Origin of the sequence: Mycobacterium sp. THU-M104, assembly GCF_049197365.1 — a bacterium.
Lineage (GTDB): Bacteria > Actinomycetota > Actinomycetes > Mycobacteriales > Mycobacteriaceae > Mycobacterium.
In genome coordinates, this window is sequence record NZ_JBMIOP010000159.1 from 1 (window position 1) to 19,265 (window position 19,265).

The 19,265-nt window shown below is 68.1% G+C and carries 18 protein-coding genes and 2 pseudogenes; 9 read left to right on the top strand and 11 right to left on the bottom strand.

Annotated features, from left to right (window positions below; all coding sequences use genetic code 11):
* Positions 1-73: 73 nt before the first annotated feature.
* The 4 genes from ACOJVU_RS13130 to ACOJVU_RS13145 all read right to left on the bottom strand — a co-directional run bounded on the left by ACOJVU_RS13130 (position 74) and on the right by ACOJVU_RS13145 (position 3,356).
* Positions 74-523 (bottom strand): cupin domain-containing protein, encoded by a 450-nt coding sequence (locus tag ACOJVU_RS13130; RefSeq protein WP_421530168.1) that lies wholly within the window; start codon positions 521-523, stop codon positions 74-76.
* Between the two features lie 102 nt (positions 524-625).
* Positions 626-1,312 (bottom strand): haloacid dehalogenase type II, encoded by a 687-nt coding sequence (locus ACOJVU_RS13135; RefSeq protein ID WP_421530169.1) that lies wholly within the window; start codon positions 1,310-1,312, stop codon positions 626-628.
* A gap of 215 nt (positions 1,313-1,527) precedes the next feature.
* Positions 1,528-2,325, bottom strand: a complete 798-nt coding sequence (locus ACOJVU_RS13140) for a family 1 encapsulin nanocompartment shell protein (protein WP_421530170.1) — start codon at positions 2,323-2,325, stop codon at positions 1,528-1,530.
* On the bottom strand, positions 2,325-3,356 hold the full coding sequence (locus ACOJVU_RS13145) for a Dyp-type peroxidase (RefSeq protein WP_421530190.1): 1,032 nt from the start codon (positions 3,354-3,356) through the stop codon (positions 2,325-2,327). The genes ACOJVU_RS13140 and ACOJVU_RS13145 overlap by 1 nt, the downstream gene beginning before the upstream one ends.
* Before the next feature lie 96 nt (positions 3,357-3,452).
* Between ACOJVU_RS13145 and ACOJVU_RS13150 the strand changes: the two genes are divergently transcribed.
* From ACOJVU_RS13150 to purM, 6 genes and pseudogenes are all read left to right on the top strand, one after another.
* Entirely contained in the window at positions 3,453-4,757 is a 1,305-nt protein-coding gene (locus ACOJVU_RS13150; RefSeq protein WP_421530191.1) for a M18 family aminopeptidase, read from the top strand.
* An 83-nt stretch (positions 4,758-4,840) separates the two neighbouring features.
* Entirely contained in the window at positions 4,841-7,147 is a 2,307-nt protein-coding gene (gene purL, locus ACOJVU_RS13155) for a phosphoribosylformylglycinamidine synthase subunit PurL (RefSeq protein ID WP_421530171.1), read from the top strand.
* Positions 7,148-7,562: 415 nt separating this feature from the next.
* Positions 7,563-8,633, top strand: a pseudogene (locus ACOJVU_RS13160) (PPE family protein); the annotation flags it as partial.
* An 84-nt stretch (positions 8,634-8,717) separates the two neighbouring features.
* Positions 8,718-9,107 (top strand): sterol carrier family protein, encoded by a 390-nt coding sequence (locus ACOJVU_RS13165; RefSeq protein WP_421530172.1) that lies wholly within the window; start codon positions 8,718-8,720, stop codon positions 9,105-9,107.
* 137 nt (positions 9,108-9,244) lie between these two features.
* Complete coding sequence (gene purF, locus ACOJVU_RS13170) at positions 9,245-10,780, top strand: amidophosphoribosyltransferase (protein ID WP_421530173.1); 1,536 nt, start codon at positions 9,245-9,247, stop codon at positions 10,778-10,780.
* 74 nt (positions 10,781-10,854) lie between these two features.
* A complete protein-coding gene (gene purM / locus ACOJVU_RS13175) occupies positions 10,855-11,946 on the top strand; it encodes a phosphoribosylformylglycinamidine cyclo-ligase (RefSeq protein ID WP_421530174.1) in 1,092 nt (363 codons plus the stop codon).
* A 63-nt stretch (positions 11,947-12,009) separates the two neighbouring features.
* Here the strand turns inward: purM and ACOJVU_RS13180 are convergent, their stop codons facing one another.
* The 3 genes from ACOJVU_RS13180 to csoR all read right to left on the bottom strand — a co-directional run bounded on the left by ACOJVU_RS13180 (position 12,010) and on the right by csoR (position 13,915).
* Entirely contained in the window at positions 12,010-12,201 is a 192-nt protein-coding gene (locus ACOJVU_RS13180; protein ID WP_421530175.1) for a DUF3073 domain-containing protein, read from the bottom strand.
* Between the two features lie 145 nt (positions 12,202-12,346).
* The gene (locus tag ACOJVU_RS13185; RefSeq protein WP_421530176.1) at positions 12,347-13,441 is read right to left on the bottom strand and encodes a YgfZ/GcvT domain-containing protein; all 1,095 of its coding nucleotides are present in this window, start codon (positions 13,439-13,441) and stop codon (positions 12,347-12,349) included.
* 105 nt (positions 13,442-13,546) lie between these two features.
* Complete coding sequence (gene csoR, locus ACOJVU_RS13190; protein ID WP_421530177.1) at positions 13,547-13,915, bottom strand: copper-sensing transcriptional repressor CsoR; 369 nt, start codon at positions 13,913-13,915, stop codon at positions 13,547-13,549.
* Positions 13,916-14,103: 188 nt separating this feature from the next.
* Here csoR and ACOJVU_RS13195 point away from each other — a divergent pair, with 188 nt between their 5' ends.
* Positions 14,104-14,985, top strand: a complete 882-nt coding sequence (locus ACOJVU_RS13195; RefSeq protein WP_421530178.1) for an aminodeoxychorismate lyase — start codon at positions 14,104-14,106, stop codon at positions 14,983-14,985.
* Positions 14,986-15,263: 278 nt separating this feature from the next.
* Here ACOJVU_RS13195 and ACOJVU_RS13200 read toward each other — a convergent pair whose 3' ends face one another.
* The 4 genes and pseudogenes from ACOJVU_RS13200 to lmeA form a co-directional block, all read right to left on the bottom strand.
* Positions 15,264-15,872 carry an FABP family protein gene (locus tag ACOJVU_RS13200; protein WP_421530192.1) on the bottom strand — a complete coding sequence of 203 codons (609 nt, stop codon included), beginning with the start codon at positions 15,870-15,872 and terminating at the stop codon, positions 15,264-15,266.
* A 340-nt stretch (positions 15,873-16,212) separates the two neighbouring features.
* The gene (locus tag ACOJVU_RS13205; protein ID WP_421530193.1) at positions 16,213-16,326 is read right to left on the bottom strand and encodes an Ms5788A family Cys-rich leader peptide; all 114 of its coding nucleotides are present in this window, start codon (positions 16,324-16,326) and stop codon (positions 16,213-16,215) included.
* 23 nt (positions 16,327-16,349) lie between these two features.
* Positions 16,350-16,430 (bottom strand): annotated as a pseudogene (locus tag ACOJVU_RS13210) (thioredoxin); the annotation flags it as partial.
* Between the two features lie 34 nt (positions 16,431-16,464).
* The gene (gene lmeA / locus ACOJVU_RS13215; RefSeq protein ID WP_421530194.1) at positions 16,465-17,268 is read right to left on the bottom strand and encodes a mannan chain length control protein LmeA; all 804 of its coding nucleotides are present in this window, start codon (positions 17,266-17,268) and stop codon (positions 16,465-16,467) included.
* 203 nt (positions 17,269-17,471) lie between these two features.
* On the opposite strand from lmeA, the gene ACOJVU_RS13220 reads away from it, so the two are divergent.
* Positions 17,472-18,242, top strand: a complete 771-nt coding sequence (locus tag ACOJVU_RS13220) for a winged helix-turn-helix transcriptional regulator (protein ID WP_421530195.1) — start codon at positions 17,472-17,474, stop codon at positions 18,240-18,242.
* Positions 18,239-19,165, top strand: a complete 927-nt coding sequence (gene mshD / locus ACOJVU_RS13225) for a mycothiol synthase (RefSeq protein ID WP_421530179.1) — start codon at positions 18,239-18,241, stop codon at positions 19,163-19,165. The genes ACOJVU_RS13220 and mshD overlap by 4 nt, the downstream gene beginning before the upstream one ends.
* The last annotated feature ends 100 nt before the right edge of the window (positions 19,166-19,265 follow it).

Here is a 19,265-nt window from a genome sequence, read left to right on the forward strand (position 1 = left end):
CCGGCCAAAACCGAAGAATCTGTTGAGAATCGGCTGAGTGGCCGGGCCTGGGAACGCTTTGCGGCAAGCAGATTCAGAGTGGATAGAGCCCGGGCAGGTTGACCACGATGGCCTCTTGCGTGCTGCGGGCGATCACGACCTCGGCGGGCGCGGTCGGGTCGGGGTTTTCTTCCCGGTGCGGCAGGTAGGGCGGAACGAAGACGTAGTCGCCGGGCACCGTCGAGATGCGCACCTCGGCGACACCGTCATGGAACACAAACTCAGGGCGGCCGCTGCGCACGTAGATCGCGGTCTCGGATTCGCCGTGATGGTGGTTGGACGACACCGCCTGCGGGGCGACGTGCGTCTCGCCCATCCACAGCTTCGCCGCGCCGACCGACCGGCCGGACAGGGCGGCGAAGCGCCGCATCCCCTCTGATTGGGCGGTGTCGGCGCTGAGGTCCGACGCCCTGACGTGGTGCACGCGTGGGGTCGCCGGGGTCGTGTCGTCGAAGTCGGGGTGAAAGCCGTCCGAGGTTGCCATCGTTCAATTATTCACTGAGCTATTCACTGAGCGCCGAGCGTGTACTGGCGGCGAGATTTCGGCCGATTTCTCGCACTGAGAACACGTTCGGCGCCGTGCATTTCAGCGCGACCCCGTTAGGCGCTGCGCGAGCCGGCGCAGGTCACCGACGACGAGGTCGGGCTGCGGCAACCCGTCGACGGGTAGCGGGGGATTGCCCGGCCGCGTGATGAGGGCGGCGCGGAAACCGACGTTTTGCGCGCCGAGCAGGTCCCACGGATGGGCGGCCACCATCATGCACTCGCCGGGCGGCACCCCGAGCGTCTCGCACGCATACCGGTACACCGTCGGGGCGGGTTTGAACGCACGCCGGTCATCGACGCTGAGGCGCTGCTCGAAAAAGACCGCCAGCCCCGAGTTTTCCAGCGCCGTGCGCCCGTCCGGGTTGGGCGGTGAGTTGGTCAGGGTGGCCAGCCGGAAGCCGCTGTCGCGCAGTGCGGCGAGCCCGTCGGCCGCATCCGCGTGCGCCGGCATCGTGAGCAGTCCCGTCCTCAGCCGGTCCAGGTCGTCGTCGGTGACGCCGACCCGGTAGGCCTCGCCCAGCATGCGCAGCACGCCCCGGGCGAGGGTGACGAAGTCCACGTAGCTCTGCACCAGGGTGGCGGTCATCGAATACATGGCGAGCTGGGCGAACCATTCACGCAGGATGCGACGGTCGCCGAACAGATGTTCGAAAAGCGGTGCCAGGGAATCGATGTCGACGAGCGTCTCGTTGACATCGAAAACAAGGACGGACGGTGTGGTGGGCATGGCTAGTGGCCATCACCGCCACCGGCCAGCGCGGTGCCACGCCCGCGGCGGAGCGATCGACGACGTCCCGGCACGCGCGGTTCGCGAAGGGTTTTATGCATCAACTATCCCAGTTGACGCCACGGCGAGGCCCGGTCGCCTGCGTTGCGTCCACCCGCCGACCGCGTTTGATAGAGAACGAGGTTCGTTGATCCCGGTCCTGATAGCGCGGGACACTAGCAGCCCAGGCAGACCGACGCCTCCGCGGTGTAGCACAGGAACGTCATCGTCTCCTGCAGATACAGCTGCACCGTATCGGTGTCGTGGCTGGTGTAGCCGATCGCGACGTCGGTGCCCAACTGCAGGTCGAAATCGCCGCCGCGGGTGGTCAGCACCATGGCGCCGTCGATGGCGGGAGCCCAGATGATGTCCCCGTCGACCAGCCGGCTGAGGTGCTCGCGGATCGGATATCCGTGCTCGGTGGTCTCGCTGACCTTGGTGTAGGCATCGGCGGACAACAACACCGAGTAAGGCCCGTCGACGCCGGCCAGCCGCAGGGCGGTCAACGCCTGCGAAATTGCATCGGGCATGTCACGCGGGTCCGCCGGCAAGGCCACCGAAGGGTTGGAGGTGCAGCTGCGGATGCCGTCGATCGACGCCGCGGGATAGCCCTCGAAGATGGCGCGGTCCTCGACGAACGCGAGCTTCTTGGCGGCGGCCTTGACCGGGTCCCAGTCGGCGTCGGACGCACCACGCTCGACGTTGTCGACCTCATAGCGGGACAAGGTGAACGGAACCCTCAGCCGGACAAGCGGTTTGGTCGCACGCAGATGAGCGACCACGCCGTCGGTGGGTGCCTCCACGTCCAACAGCCGTCCCGTGCCGACCGCCGCGGCCGCCGGCCCGTCGGGGCCGCTGACGTCGACCACCCGCCGTCCGGCGATGTGGCGTTTGAACGTCCGGGTGGCTTCCAGTTCGATTTCGGACCACGCCGCTTCGGTGACCGGTGCCAACTCGCGGTAGAGGTTGTTCATCAGGACGTTCCTTTCAGACTGCCGATCGAAAGCGAGCCGTTGTGACAGGTGGAGTCGGAAGCCGAACCGGGTCGCCGCGCTCCCGGCGTGCTGGGCAGCGGCGGCGGGTCGTCGAGGAAGTCGACGGTGGGGGCGAAGAACATTCCCCCGGTGAGCGCGGTGGAGAAGTCGAGTATGCGGTCCGTATTCCCCGGCGGATCGCCGAGAAACATGTTGCGCATCATCTGCTCGGTCACCGCGGGCCGGCGTGAGTAGCCGATGAAGTAGGTGCCGTATTCCCCGTTGCCGACCTCGCCGAACGGCATGTTGTGCCGCACGATCTTCAGCTCGGCGCCGTCGTCGTCGGTGATGACGTTGAGCGCGACGTGCGAGTTGGCGGGCTTGACGTCCTCGTCGAGTTCGATGTCGTCGAGCTTGGTGCGACCCACCACGCGTTCCTGCTCGGGGACCGGAAGTGACTCCCACTCCGGCATGTCGTGCACGTACTTCTGTACGTGCACGTAGCAGGAACCGGCGAAGTCGGGGTCCTCGTCGCCGATCGTGGTGGCGCTCAGCGCGATTGGTCCGGCCGGGTTTTCGGTGCCGTCGACGAACCCCAGCAGGTCGCGGTTGTCGAAGAACCGGAACCCGTGCACCTCGTCGACGACGGTGACCGCACCGGCCATGGCTTTGAGGACTCGGCCGGCCAACTCGAAACAGACGTCCATGCTTTCGGCCCGGATATGGAACAGCACGTCGCCGGGAGTGGCCGGGGCCGTGTGTCGCGGCCCTCGGAGTTCGACGAAGCGGTGCAGTCCGGCGGGCCGCGGTCCGCAAAACAACCGGTCCCAGGCGTCGGAGCCGACGGAGGTGATCATCGACAGCCGTTTAGCCCGGTCGCGGAAACCCAGCGCCCGCACCAGCGCGGAGAGGTCGGGTAGCGCGTCGTGCACGGTTTTCTCCCCGCCGTCGTCGATGGTCACCACAAGGAATATGGCGGCAGGAGTCAACGGCGAGAGAATGGGTTGCGGCTGGACCGAGGGCACTCTGATGACCCTAGCGCGGCGACGGCGAGCGCCGTAACCGGTGCGAGTAAGGAGCCGGGCAGTCGGCCCCGCCGTGCAGCCTGCGACATCCGGCAAGCCATGATGGTGAACGTGTCCGGTGAGCGAAACGACGGGACGACCGCGGCCAGCGCACGAGGCCTCTGCGACTTCATCGATGCCTCGCCGTCGCCATTTCACGCCTGCTTCACGGTAGCTGGGCGGCTGCGCGACGCCGGGTACACCGAACTCGGCGAGACCGATCGCTGGCCGGACCGGCCCGGCCGGTACTTCACGGTGCGGGCCGGGTCACTGGTGGCCTGGAACTCCGAGGGACCCGACGGCCCGTTCCGCATCATCGGCGCCCACACCGACAGCCCCAACCTCCGGGTCAAGCAGCATCCCGACCGGCTGGTCGCCGGCTGGCGGGTGGTGGCGCTGGAGCCCTACGGGGGAGCGTGGCTCAACTCCTGGCTGGACCGCGATCTGGGGATCAGCGGGCGCCTGACGCTGCGTGTGGGCGCCGGGCTCGGCCACCGCCTCGTCCGGATCGACGACCCGATCCTGCGGGTGCCGCAACTGGCCATCCATCTGGCCGAGGACCGCAAGTCGCTGACCCTGGACCCGCAGCGACACCTCAACGCGCTGTGGGGCATCGGCGGGCAGCCCGGATCGTTCGTCGGTTACGTCGCCGAGCGGGCCGGCGTGGCACCGGCCGACGTGCTGGCTGCAGACCTGATGACGCACGACCTGACCCCTTCGGCGGTGGTCGGCGCCCAGGCCGACCTGTTGAGCGCTCCGCGGCTGGACAATCTGGCCAGCTGCTATGCGGGGATGGAGGCGCTGCTGGCCGTCGAGCCTCAGACGGCGCCGGAAGCCATCCTGCCGGTGTTGGTGCTCTTCGACCACGAGGAGGTCGGTTCGTCCTCGGACCACGGCGCGCAGTCAAACCTGCTGAGCGCTGTCCTGGAACGGATCGTGCTCGCGGCCGGCGGGACCCGGGAGGACTTTCTGCGCCGCCTCCCGGCGTCGCTGCTGGCCTCGGCGGACATGGCGCACGCCACCCACCCCAACTATCCGGAGCGCCACGAACCCGGCCACCTCATCCAGGCCAACGCGGGGCCGGTGCTCAAGGTGCACCCCAACCTGCGCTACGCCACCGACGGGCGCACCGCTGCGGCCTTCGCGCTGGCCTGCCGACAGGCGGGGGTGGGTCTGCAGCGCTACGAGCACCGGGCGGACCTGCCGTGCGGTTCGACGATCGGCCCGCTGGTCTCAGCTCGGACGGGTATCCCGACTGTCGACGTCGGCGCCGCCCAACTCGCGATGCACTCCGCACGCGAACTGATGGGCGCGCACGACGTGGCCGCCTACTCGGCCGCGATGCGCGCGTTCCTGTCGCCGGCGTGACGCCGGCGGCCTCGACATAGTTCTCCGTCCGCTCAGCCACCACGTCGGGGTAGCCCGGGCGCCGCCGCCCTACACTGATCGGCGTGACCGTCCCCGGGTCGATCGACACCGTCTCTTATGCCGCGACCACGCCCGACCAACCGCAACCGTTCGCCGAGCTGGGTCTCAAAGACGACGAGTACCAGCGGATCCGTGAGATTCTGGGCCGGCGGCCCACCGACACCGAGCTGGCGATGTACTCGGTGATGTGGAGCGAGCACTGCTCCTACAAGTCCTCGAAGGTGCACCTGCGCTACTTCGGCGAAACCACGACCGACGAGATGCGCGCCGGCATGCTGGCCGGTATCGGTGAGAATGCCGGCGTCGTCGACATCGGCGACGGCTGGGCCGTCACGTTCAAGGTGGAGTCGCACAACCACCCGTCCTACGTCGAGCCGTATCAGGGTGCGGCCACCGGTGTCGGTGGCATCGTGCGCGACATCATGGCGATGGGCGCGCGACCGGTCGCGGTGATGGACCAGCTCCGGTTCGGGGCCGTCGACGCTCCCGACACGCGCCGGGTGCTCGACGGCGTGGTGCGCGGCATCGGCGGCTACGGAAACTCGCTGGGTCTGCCCAACATCGGGGGCGAGACTGTCTTCGATTCGTGCTACGCCGGCAACCCGTTGGTCAATGCGTTGTGTGTCGGCGTATTGCGTCAGGAGGATCTGCATCTGGCGTTCGCCTCGGGTGCCGGCAACAAGATCATCTTGTTCGGTGCGCGGACGGGGCTGGACGGTATCGGCGGGGTGTCGGTGCTGGCGTCGGACACCTTCGACAGCACCGGCTCGCGCAAGAAACTGCCCTCGGTGCAGGTCGGCGACCCTTTCATGGAGAAGGTGCTCATCGAGTGCTGCCTCGAGCTCTACGCGGGCAAGCTGGTGATCGGCATCCAAGACCTTGGTGGAGCCGGATTATCGTGTGCTACATCGGAATTAGCCTCTGCCGGAGACGGTGGCATGTCTATAGACCTCGACACCGTGCCGCTGCGCGCCAAGGAGATGACACCCGCCGAGGTGCTGTGCAGCGAATCGCAGGAGCGGATGTGCGCGGTCGTGGCGCCGGAGAACGTCGACGCGTTCATGGCGGTGTGCCGCAAATGGGACGTGCCGGCCACCGTGATCGGTGAGGTGACCGCGGGTGACCGGTTGAGGATCACCTGGCGCGGCGAGACCGTCGTCGACGTGCCGCCGCGCACCGTCGCCCACGAAGGTCCGGTCTACCAGCGGCCGGTCGCACGCCCCGAATCGCAGGACACCCTGAACGCGGACCGCTCAGACAGGCTGCCGCGACCCGGCACCGGCGCTGAACTGCGCGCGACTTTGCTTGCGCTGCTGGGCAGCCCGCACCTGTGCAGCCGCGCCTTCATCACCGAACAATACGACCGCTACGTGCGCGGCAACACCGTGCTGGCCGAGCACGCCGACGGTGGCATGCTGCGCGTCGACGAGGCCACCGGTCGCGGCATTGCCGTCTCGACCGATGCTTCGGGGCGTTACACGCTGCTGGATCCCTACGCCGGAGCCCAACTGGCGCTGGCCGAGGCGTACCGCAATGTTGCGGTGACCGGCGCCACGCCGGTCGCGGTGACCAATTGCCTCAACTTCGGGTCTCCCGAGGACCCCGGAGTGATGTGGCAGTTCGCGCAGGCGGTGCGAGGTCTGGCCGACGGCTGCGCCGCCCTCGGTATTCCGGTGACCGGCGGCAACGTCAGCTTCTACAACCAGACCGGTTCCGTGGCGATTCTCCCGACGCCGGTCATCGGGGTGCTCGGTGTGATCGATGACGTGGGCCGGCGCATCCCCACCGGGCTGGGTGTCGAGCCGGGGGAGACCCTGATGCTGCTGGGCGACACGCGCGACGAGTTCGACGGGTCTGTCTGGGCGGAGGTGACCGGAGGGCATCTCGGCGGGCTGCCACCGGCGGTGGACCTGGCGCGGGAGAAGTTACTGGCCGAGGTGTTGCGGTCGGGGTCGCGCGACGGGCTGCTGTCGGCGGCGCACGACCTGTCCGAGGGCGGCCTGGCCCAGGCCGTCGTGGAGGCGGCGCTCGCGGGTGAAAATGGTTGTCGCATAGTACTTCCCGAAGATTCCGATCCTTTCGTGATGCTGTTCTCCGAGTCGGCGGGCCGGGCTCTGGTGGCGGTCCCCCGCACCGAGGAGAGCCGCTTCCGTTCGATGTGTGAGGCGCGGGGCTTGCCTGTCGTCCGCATCGGGGTCGTGGACCAGGGGTCAGACGCGCTGGAGTTTCAGGGTCTGTTCACGGTGTCGTTGGCCGAACTGCGCGAAACGTCCGCCTCGGTGTTGCCGCGATTCTTCGGCGGAGCGGCAGCGGCGAACAGCGATGCGTGAACGGCTTCCCCGTGGCAGCCGGTGCGGTGGCCGCCATCGGCGCGGCTGCGGCAGACCGGGCGGCATCGCCGGGCGGAATTGGCCGCGCAACACGATGGCGACAACGGAATTGCATCGGAACCAACAGCAAACGCTGCGAGCGTCGGCGACCTGACGCTTCCCAGGGCCCGACGGCCGGGTGGTTCCCGCGACCGCTGTTGCCGTGCCGGCGTTGATGCTGGCACGGTTCACCGCGTTAACCCAGGCTGACCAGGAAACGAGCGCGCAGGTCGTGCTGATTCTCCACAGGTTCGTGGCCGTTATCTCGGCCGCTTTCGACTCCTGTGCAGCCGTTCAGGCCGTTGATAGGATTGCTCCCAGCTAAGGAGCTTTCACGCAATGGATTTCGGGAATCTGCCGCCGGAGGTCAATTCGGTCAGCGGCGATGGCCGTCGCCGCCGCACCGTATGCGGGGTGGCTGGCCACCACCGCGGCTCTGGCCGAGCAGACCGCCACCCAGGCCAGGACGGCGGCGGCGGCGTTTGAGACCGCCTTCGCGATGACGGTGCCACCCCCGCTGATCGCGGCCAACCGCAGCAGGTTGATGTCGCTGGTCGCGACCAACATCTTGGGGCAGAACAGCGCGGCGATCGCGGCAACCCAGGCCGAGTATGCCGAGATGTGGGCGCAAGACGCCGCCGCGATGTACAGCTACGAGGCGGCCTCAGCGGCTTCGTCGAGACTGACGCCGTTCACCCAACCCACGCCAAACGCCGATCCGGCGGCGCAAGCCGCGGTGGTCACCCGAGCGGGCGCCGCGACGAACGCACAGACGATGCTGGCGCAGCTGTCCTCCGGTGCCCTCGCGGGCCGCGTGCCCACGCCGTCCACGCCCGCCGATCCGTTCACGTCGGGACTCTTGGGTATCGTATCGAGCCTTGGCCCGCAGCTCGCGAACCCTGCCCAGGTGATCCCAACCCCGATAGGGGAACTGGACCTTGTGGCTTTCTACATCGCGGCCGTCGGGACCGGCAGCCTCGCCCTGTCGATCACGAACACCGCCAGGCCCTGGCCCGGCGGCCTTTATGGGGATGGCGGCGGGTTGCAGCCGACGCAAGGGGGCACAGTCGGAGCGACTGCTGCCGAGCCCGGCCCCGACCGGGGACCCGGTGGGCAAGCCGCACCTGTGACCGCGGGCGTCGGCCGCGCGTCACTGGTCGGGACGCTGTCGGTGCCGCACAGCTGGACCACGGCCGCCCCGGAGATCCAGCTTGCTGTCCAGGCGCTGCCCAGCGCCGGATCGGGTGCGGACCCGAGCGTCGTGGACAGTGACGCCACGGGCCTGCTGAGCGGGATGGCGCTGGCGAGTTTGGCAGCTCGCGGTATGGGCGGGGCCGGCAGTGCCGGTGGCCGCAATACCGGTGCCGCCGGCCCGGCACAGGAAGAGCGCAAACCCACGGTGGTGGTGATACAGAAACCGCCGCCGGCTGGAAGCCAGCCGCGCTGACCGAGGTGAGCCGTCGCCGCGGCTGCGGTGCACGGCACCGCGTGCAACTGCGGTCGGCAGCGTCGAATTCTGAGACCCTGAGATATGCCCGCCCGTGACAAAGCCGATCCGGCCGCCACCCGGGCCGCGGTGCTGGCCGTCGCGGACTGGTTGCGCGACGAATCGCATCCGACGCCCGCCCGGGATGCGCTGGCGGCGGCGGTGCGCCTCAGCGCGCGCACCCTGGCCGCCGTGGCGCCCGGTTCCAGCGTCGAGGTCCGGATCCCGCCGTGGGTCGCGGTGCAGTGCGTGTCCGGGCCGCGGCACACTCGCGGCACGCCGCCCAACGTCGTGGAAACCGACCCGCGGACGTGGCTTTTGCTTGTCACCGGGTTGCTTCGGCTCGAACAGGCGAAGGCTGCCGGGACGTTGACCGCGTCGGGGTCGCGGGCGAGTGAGATCGAGCACTGGTTTCCCTTGGTCGACGTCCGCTGACGACAACTCTGAACTGCAGATTTATGGTTGTGGCGAGGAGTTTTCGGCGCTCGACACGCGCTGTCCGATTCGGCATCGATGCAGTGTGGTCGTAGACTTCGAGACGCCACCCACCGTTCCCCGGGAGCCGCAGAACCGTGACCGTCGCTGGAACAGATGCACTCGAGCAGGACTTCAGCTCGCCCCGTGAAGAGTGCGGTGTATTCGGCGTGTGGGCCCCGGGCGAAGAGGTGGCAAAACTCACCTACTACGGCCTGTATGCGTTGCAACATCGCGGTCAGGAAGCCGCGGGCATCGCGGTCGCCGACGGATCTCAGGTGATCGTCTTCAAGGATCTCGGCCTGGTCAGCCAGGTCTTCGACGAACAGACCCTGGCGGCAATGCACGGCCACGTGGCCATCGGGCACTGCCGCTACTCCACCACCGGGGACACCACCTGGGAAAACGCCCAGCCGGTCTTCCGCAACACCGCGGCTGGCACGGGAGTTGCTCTGGGGCACAACGGGAATCTGGTGAACACCGCCGAACTTGCGGCACGGGCCCGCGGCGCGGGCCTGATCGCCCGCCGCGCCCCCGCCCCGGCGACGACGGACTCCGACATCCTGGGCGCGCTGCTGGCGCACGGCGCGGCCGATTCCACTCTGGAACAGGCGGCGCTGCAATTGCTGCCGACGGTGCGCGGCGCGTTCTGCCTGACGTTCATGGACGAGAACACCCTCTATGCCTGCCGCGACCCGCACGGGGTGCGTCCGCTTTCGCTCGGACGGCTGGACCGCGGCTGGGTGGTGGCCTCCGAGACAGCTGCACTCGACATCGTCGGTGCCTCGTTCGTCCGCGACATCGAACCGGGCGAACTGCTGGCCATCGACGCCGACGGGGTGCGCTCCACGCGCTTCGCCAACCCCACACCCAAGGGCTGCGTCTTCGAATACGTCTACCTGGCCCGGCCGGACAGCACGATCGCCGGGCGGACAGTGCACGCCGCCCGGGTGGATATCGGTCGTCGGCTTGCCCAGGAATCCCCGGTTGACGCTGACCTGGTGATCGGGGTGCCGGAGTCGGGAACCCCCGCCGCCGTCGGGTACGCCCAGGAATCCGGCATTCCCTACGGGCAGGGTCTGATGAAGAACGCGTATGTCGGGCGCACCTTCATCCAGCCCTCGCAGACCATCCGTCAGCTCGGCATCCGGCTCAAGCTCAACCCACTTCGCGAGGTGATCCGCGGCAAGCGGCTCATCGTCGTCGACGACTCGATCGTGCGGGGCAACACCCAGCGCGCCTTGTTGCGGATGTTGCGCGAGGCCGGTGCGGTCGAGGTGCACGTTCGCATTGCCTCGCCGCCGGTGAAATGGCCCTGCTTCTACGGCATCGATTTTCCGTCGCCGGCGGAGTTGATCGCCAACGCCGTCGAAGATGAAGACGAGATGCTCGAGGCGGTGCGGCACGGGATCGGCGCCGATACGTTGGGCTACGTCTCGCTGCGTGGCCTGGTCGCCGCCTCCGAGCAGCCTGCCTCGCGATTGTGCACAGCCTGCTTCAATGGCGAATACCCGATAGAGCTGCCGGGCGAGACGGTGCTGGGTAAGAACGTGGTCGAACACATGCTGGCCAACGCCGCGCGCGGTGCCGAGCTGGATGGCACCGCCGCCGGGGACGTGTCGATCGGCCGCTGATGAGCTGGTAGCCCGCCGCCGCTTCGACGATGTTCGATACCGGCGGACGCTGCCGCCCGGTACCCTTTACCGCGATGACGGATCCCCGAAAAAGTCCCGGCAACCAACCGGGCGGTCAGGGCATCACCTACGCGTCGGCCGGCGTGGACATCGAGGCCGGTGACCGCGCCGTGGATTTGTTCAAGCCGCTGGCGACCAAGGCGACCAGGCCGGAGGTACGCGGCGGGCTGGGCGGTTTCGCCGGGTTGTTCGCCCTGCGGGGCGACTACCGCGAACCTGTCCTGGCGGCGTCCACCGACGGTGTCGGGACCAAGCTGGCGGTCGCCCAGGCGATGGACAAGCACGACACGGTCGGACTCGATCTGGTCGCGATGGTGGTCGACGACCTGGTGGTGTGCGGCGCCGAGCCACTGTTCCTGCAGGACTACATCGCGGTCGGCCGGACCGTGCCGGAACGACTGGCCGCGATCGTCAGCGGTATCGCCGAAGGGTGTGTGCGCGCCGGTTGCGCGCTGCTGGGAGGGGAGACGGCCGAGCATCCCGGCCTCATGGAGCCCGACCACTACGACATCTCGGCCACCGGCGTCGGCGTGGTCGAGGCCGACGACGTGTTGGGTCCCGACCGGGTCAAACCCGGTGACGTGATCATCGCCCTGGGATCTTCCGGCTTACACTCCAACGGTTACTCGCTGGCCCGCACGGTGCTGCTCGAGATCGATCGGATGCCGCTCGGCGGTCACGTGGAGGAGTTCGGCCGCACCCTGGGCGAAGAGCTGTTGGAGCCCACCCTGATCTACGCCAGGGACTGCCTTGCCCTGGCCGCCGAAACCCAAGTCCGCACGTTCTGCCACGTCACCGGTGGCGGGCTGGCCGGTAACCTGCAGCGGGTCATCCCCCGTGGACTGGTCGCCGAGGTCGACCGGGGTACGTGGACACCCGCGCCGGTGTTTGCGATGGTCGCCCAGCGTGGCCGCGTCGACCGTGAGGAGATGGAGAAGACGTTCAACATGGGCGTCGGTATGATCGCCATCGTGGCCGCAGAAGACACCGACCGTGCCCTGGCCATACTGACCGCGCGGCACCTGGACTGCTGGGTCCTGGGCACCGTGTGCAAGGGCAAGAAAGGCCCGCGGGCAAAGCTCGTCGGGCAACACCCGAGATTCTGACAACGCTTCAACGAAAGGAAACCGTGCCGATACGGAGTGAATCGGCACGGATATCTGCGAGTTCTAGCGGCGCCAGTCGTCCTCGACGTCCCACGAGTTGTCGGGGCCGCCGTCCAGATCGGTCGAGTCGTCGATCTCGTCAGCTTCCGTTCCCGACAACTCGCGCTGAAGCCGCTGGAAGTCGGTCTGCGGGGAGCTGTACTTCAGTTCTCGAGCAACCTTGGTCTGCTTTGCCTTAGCCCGGCCGCGGCCCATGGGGGAACCCCCTCGCGCAATAACGGAGCGGCCTAACAAGTAGGCGGCTCCGATCTCTGGTGTCGTTATTGTCCTGCCGACAGTTTACCGTGCCCACTGGTAGGGCGTCAGCGCCCCCGCCCGCGGTGGCGGACGTCGAAGATCATCATCGCGCACCGCCCCGCAATCGTTCAACGGCCAGCCGTCCCGCACCGATCTGCTCTGGGACCGGAAGAGAATCGGCATCGATCGACGCAGCAACCCTGGCCTCCGGTCCGGTCGCCAATTCGACGTCCACCGGCAGCCCGCGCTTGAGCAGTGCCAGCGCTACCGGCCCGAGATCCACGTGCTCGACCACGGTGCCGAGGCGGCCGACGGCGCGACCGCCGGCCAGCACCGCGTCGGCGGTCGCGGGCCGGTCCACCGAGCCGTCGAGGTGTAGTAACACCAGCATCCGGGGCGGTTTGCCAAGGTTGTGGACCCGCGCAACGGTTTCCTGCCCGCGATAGCAGCCCTTGTCCAGGTGGACGGCACCCTCGCCGGGCCCGCCGATCCAGCCCACCTCGTGGGGGATGGTGCGCTCGTCGGTGTCGACCCCGAGTCGGGGCCGCAGCGCCGTGACCCGGTGGGCTTCGTAGGCCCACACCCCGGCCGCGCGCACGCCCGCCCGGGCCAGGCGGTCTTTCCACTCGGTTGACTGACCTCGCGGGACCAGCAGGTCCAGTTCCAGTGCCCCGCCGGCGCCGTCGGGCATCCGTCGCACGAATCCTCCGCCGGCGAGCGGCGCGGCGGCCATCTCGGCGGGCAAAGCATCCAGTCCCAGGGCGTCGAGCACGACCGCGTCTGCGAGCCGGGGCCCGAGCAGCGACAGCACCGCCATGTCTGCGTTGCCCGGCGAGACGTCGGACCAGAACACCATCTTGCGCAGGTATCCCAGCAGCGGTTCGCCCCGCCACGGCTCGGTGTCGAGGTAGGTCGCGCCGCCCGATTCGGTCTGAATCCAGTGGTCTTCGACGCGGCCCTGACCGTCCAGGCTGAGATTCTGTGTGCTGGCACCCTCGGGAAGGTTGCTGATGTGCTGGGTGGAGATGTTGTGCAGCCAACTCTGCCGGTCACCCCCGGTCAGGACGAGCACGGCCCGGTGCGAGCGATCCACCAGGACCGCGTCGTTTGCCGCCGCGCGCTGCTCGCCCAGCGGATCACCGTAATGCCAGATGGCACCTGTGTCGGGCCCGGTGTCGGGTGCGGGGACTGCAGTCATGTGCGCCGCTCCTTCTCATCGCCTCGCGCTGCTTCGCCGCCGGCGCAGTCGAGGTCAACTCTACGGACGCGGTCGGTGTAATGGCGTGACGGACGAACAGCAACGTCATACCGTGCTCGCCGCAGGGAGCGGCCCATCGTCGGTCGGTTCACCGACCGCAGCGCCGTTGAGATGGGGCTGCGGACCGGTGAGCGCCGGCGTGAACTTCAGCGCGTCGATCAGTTCCTCGATGGCCGCCGGCCCGCGCTCGTCGCGCACCGCGGCCGAGAAGCAGGTCTCCAAGTGGTTGTGCAGCATCACGCGGTTTGTGCGCTCCAACGACGACTGGACGGCCGAGATCTGTTTCATCACGTCCACGCAGTAGGCGTCTGACTCCAGCATCCGGATGATCCCATCGAGATGTCCTCGTACGGTCTTGAGGCGGTTCAGCGCTTCGCGCTTCTTCGACGTCAACTCGTCGTCCCTGGCTCCCATCGGCCCCGCTGATCCCCTTTCGGGCGGAGACGCCCGGCGACGTGTCCGCCGAGCGGATGCTTTCGGAAATCCTCGAGAATCGATGTTAGTCCTCCCATGGACCACCCCACCCCGGGTGGGATTATCGAGGGACGTCCCCGCTGCGCCCGGCTTCGCCAGTCGTGTCATCGTCGCTAGGCTGCTGCTTCATGACAGGCCAGGCGGGTGTCGTCGTCACACTGGACGGCAACATCCATCCGTCCGGGACGCCGCTGCTGTACGCCGACGAGCTCGCGGCGGTCCGCGGCGACGGCGCCTTCGAGACACTGTTGATCCGCGACGGCCGAGCCTGTCTGGTCGCGTCGCATCTCCAGCGGCTGACGCAGTCGGCCAAGATGCTGGACTTGCCGCCGCCGGACCTCGCGAGCTGGCGGAGCGCGATCGACGCGGCCACGCGCCGGTGGATGGCGGACACCGACGACGAGGGTGCATTGCGCTTGATCTACAGCCGCGGGCGCGAGAGCGGCTCGGCGCCCACCGCCTACGTGATGGTCAACAGCGTCCCGGCGCGAGTCGCGGCCGTTCGGCGCGACGGCGTGGCGGCGATCACGCTGGCGCGCGGATTACCCGCCCTCGGTATCGACACGATGCCCTGGCTGCTGGCCGGGGCCAAGACGCTGTCCTACGCGGTCAACATGGCTGCGCTGCGCCACGCCGCGCGGCAGGGTGCCGGTGACGTCGTGTTCGTCAGCTCCGAGGGCTACGTACTGGAAGGCCCGCGTTCAACTGTGGTCATCGCCACGCAGTCCGGTGCGGAGACCCCCTGCCTGCTCACACCGCCGCCGTGGTACCCGATCCTGCGCGGCACCACCCAGCAAGCACTCTTCGAGGTGGCCCGGTCCAAGGGGTACGACTGCGACTACCGCGCCTTGCGCATCGCAGATCTGTTTGCGGCCCAAGGGGTTTGGTTGGTTTCGAGCATGACCCTGGCCGCCCGCGTGCACACTCTCGACGGCCGCCCGCTACCGCGGTCAGCGATGACCACAGAATTCGCGGGCCTTGTCGACGCGGCTGTCGCCAGCGATCGCTGAGAAGTGAATTCTGTTGTTGGATCGTCGATTTGCAGGTACGGTCGGCGATACACAAGAAAGGAGGTGGTCCGCCAAATTGATAGCTTCATGGACATGTGAGGTGGCTGCGCGCTAGCAGCATCGGCTCGGCAGAGAAGAGCCGGCGGCCAATGCGCGCTGGCGAATCCCCCGCAGTCACCCGGCCCCCGAGTGCCCGGTCTTGTCCGGCCAGGAGCATTACTCGGGGGCCGCTCCATGTCTGGACCGGATGTGATCCCCTCAAGGACCCCGGCGTGGCGCTATCCGGCAAACCGAGACAGGCGCGCCGACAGATGCGGCACCAGTCCGCCGTCGGCATCCACTCGTTCCTCGACGTAGGCCAGGTCGCCTCCTTCGACGATGCCGTAGAGGCGCTTGGCGCCACCGACGAGCACCCCGGACCGACTGCGTGCCAGGGCATCCGTCGCAAGTTCCCACGAGGACTGGTTGCGTGGCCGTCCGTAGAACAACTCGACGTATCCGACGGAGTGAGCCAGCAGCAGCTCGATGGCCTGCGACTCGCTGGGGTCGTCGGGGTCGTCGACGAAACGCCAGAAACCCGTCTCGCGCAGCCCGGGTTTCTGGTAGCCGCCCGTTGCGCTGAGCCGCCAGGACCGCGCCTCCCAATTCAGGTAGTCGCCGCCGTCGTGTGAGACCACGATCTGCTGGCCGAACCGGTAGTCCCCGTCATGTGCGCGGCCTTCGCCTTCCCCGCGCCACACACCGACCAGCGGAAGCAGCGCCAGCAGTGCGTCGTTGAGGTTCGCGCCTTCGCGAAGGTTCGCGGTGTCGGTCGGCAGCGGCAGGTCGTCGAACGCCGGGATGTTGCGCGCCGCCGTCACCTTGGCACGTTCGGCAGCGGCAGCCATGGCACGGTCGCCGGAGGCCGCACCTTCCGGTCCGTCGGCGTTGTCGTCAGAGGAGCTCACGACTCATCGGTGATCAGTCGGTACAGCGTGTACAGCGCGAACCAGGAGATGACCACGACCGTCAGCACCAACACGATCTCGAAGAACAGCACCACGCGCACCAGTCTATTCGGCGACGACGCGCGCCGCGGCCCCTCCCGCGGCGCCCCCGCATCGGGTGTGAATCCCGGGCGGCGACACGCCGAGGAGCCGTGCCCTGTGTTCACAGTGAAAGCCGTCAGTTCACACTCGATGCGGCCACTTCGCGGTTGTTGCGGGGTGCGCCCGAAAGCGCGGCAACTCAGCAGCTAAAGCAACAGCAACAGCCGGCGATGCGGCACAGATCGACTGCGCGACGCCTGGTGAGCATGGGCTCGAGGCGGGCTGACACGCCGATGAGCTCACCCAACGGCATGGTCGTCAAACCGGCAGCGGTTCCTGGCCGATCAGCCGGCGAACCCTATCGTCTGGTCCGCACCCCGGGGCGCTGAAGTGCACGACCGTCGGCCCCCTGCGGGACGGGCGCGGATCGGCGTGGGTCACAGGTGCCGGCTCACGATTGCCTGAAATCGTCCAGGGTGACGGTCACTCCGTAGCTGATGCCTTCGATGATGACGTCTGAACCACGTGCCCCGACGGTGTGCGGTGCCACGCCGAACGGCAGCCGCTGGCCTGGCAGGGTGGTGCTGAACGCGTGCAGCACCGCCTCGCGCTTGCCACCCGGGACCGGTTGATTCGCGGTGTCGGGTCCGGTGAGAACCCCGGTGGGAGTGAACACCAGGGTCGCCTGGTCGTCGGGCGCCATGGACAGATCGACCGAGACGCTGACCCGGCGATCGAAGCCGGCCGATTTCGGCGTGCCGGTGAACACCAGGCCGTGGCTGCCGGAGATGCCGGACTCGGTGGTCCCACCGGTCGCATCGTTGGTTTCCCGTGGCGGTGCGTCGACCATCAGGTCGCTGATGCCCAGGTAGCGGCCCAGGTGCACGGAGTCGATGATGATGCGGCTTTCCAGCTCGCCCACCGGGAGCTTCGCCTGGGGCCTGATCAGCCACGACGCGTAGATCAGGTCGATCGAGTGCATGGTGGCCTCGAGGGTGGCCTTGCCGGTCATCGCGTGATCGACCGCGTTGGCCTTGATTTCAAGCTCGTTGTAATGCCGGCGCATCGCCTGGGGGATGAACGGGAAGGCCAGGATGGCCACGAACGGGTCCGAGCCCAGCTTGGCCACCTTGCGCACGGTCGTCGACAGCCGGTACTCGGCGTAGATGCTCGTTGCGTAGTCGACGCCGACGGCGCCTACGGCCACCGCGATCACCGCAGCGGTCAGAACGGTCAGAACCTTGCGCACCCGCATATTGTTGCCGAGCCGGCGCCGCGTTTGCCGCGAGGTACGTCTGCCCGGCACCTCACACCGTCGCGAGCGCTTGGTCACAGTCGCTCCGGGGTCCCTGGTTCCGGGGCCGATTATCAGGTGGCACGTTATCGTTGGATGACCTGGAAACTAACGCGACGTTGCGTCCCGCATTGGGGAATGCATTTCCCATGGGCTGGAGGGGCTTGTTGGAGCTACTACTGCTGACCTCGGAACTGCACCCCGACCCCGTCCTGCCGTCGTTGTCGCTGCTTTCCCACATCGTGCGGACGGCCCCGCCGCAACCGTCCTCCCTGCTGGATGCCGGAATGGCGGACGCCGTTTTGGTCGACGCGCGCACCGACCTGTCGGCGGCGCGTGGTCTTTGCCGCCTCTTGAACACGGCCGGCCGATCGACCCCGATCGTGGCCGTGGTCACCGAAGGTGGCCTGGTGGCGGTCAGCGCGGACTGGGGGCTCGACGAGATCCTGCTACCCAGCACGGGCCCGGCCGAAATCGACGCCAGGCTTCGGCTGGTGGTCGGGCGCCGCGCCGGCCTGGCCGAGCAGGAGGGCGCGGGCAAGGTGAACCTCGGCGAACTGGTGATCGATGAAGGCACCTACACCGCGCGGCTGCGCGGCCGACCGCTCGACCTCACGTACAAAGAATTCGAGTTGCTCAAGTATCTGGCCCAACACGCCGGCAGGGTATTCACCCGTGCGCAGCTGCTGCACGAAGTGTGGGGCTACGACTTCTTCGGCGGTACACGCACCGTCGACGTGCACGTGCGTCGGTTGCGTGCCAAGCTCGGTCCCGAACACGAGGCGCTGATCGGCACGGTCCGTAACGTCGGCTACAAGGCCGTGCGGCCCTCGCGCGGCCGGTCACCCGTGGCCGAATCCGACGGCTCCGGGGATGCCGGGCCCCAGGCCGGGGAGCTGCCAGGCCCGCTGGGCGACCCCGCGCGAAGTCCGTGAACCCCTCGGGCTGGCGCTTTGTGCTGACCGCCGACGAGCAGCGGCAAGTGCGCCAATTAGTTGCGGCGGCAACCGAGTTCGACGGCGTCGCGCCTGTCGGCGAACAGGTGCTGCGCGAGCTCGGGCGCGACCGCACCGACCACCTGCTGGTTTCCGAATCGTCGGACAACGCGATCCTCGGCTACCTCAACCTCAGCCCGCCACGCGAGGGCGACGTCGGGATGGCCGAACTCGTGGTCCACCCGCAGGCCCGCCGAGGCGGTATCGGCGCGGCAATGAGTCGGGCGGCGATGGCAAAGTCCCACGGCCGCAACCGTTTCTGGGCGCACGGCACCCTGGAGGCGGCTCGGGCGACGGCGTCTGCGCTGAACCTGGTAGCCGTGCGTGAACTCGTTCAGATGCGCCGCTCACTGCTCGACACCCCCCCGGTGAAACCCGCCGGCGGGACGCGGATCCGTACCTACGCGGGTCCGGGCGACGACGCCGAACTGTTGCGCGTCAACAACGCCGCGTTCGCCGAACATCCCGAACAGGGTGGATGGACCGCGGCCGACCTCGCGGAGCGGCGTGCCGAACCCTGGTTCGACCCGGCGGGACTGTTCCTGGCGTTCCGCGACTCGACCGGCGACGAGACCGGCCGTTTGGTGGGCTTCCACTGGACCAAGGTGCATGAAGACCAACCGGGTCTGGGTGAGGTCTACGTGCTCGGTGTCGACCCGTCCGCGCAGCGCCGCGGCATCGGACAGGTCCTGACGGCGATCGGCATCGAGTCGCTGGCGCGCCGGCTGGCCGGCTCGGCCGACCCGACAGCGATGCTGTACGTGGAGGCGGACAACGTCGCCGCAGTGCGGACCTATGAACGCCTGGGCTTCACCCGGTACAGCATCGACACCGCATACGCGGTCCCGCGCACCGCCAGTTGAGCGAAATCGCAGGCAGCACTGGCGTGGTGGTCGAGTGTTCATGGCAGATTCACCGCGTAGACGGTTCCGCAGCCCGCGCAAGCGCATATTTTCGCTTGGG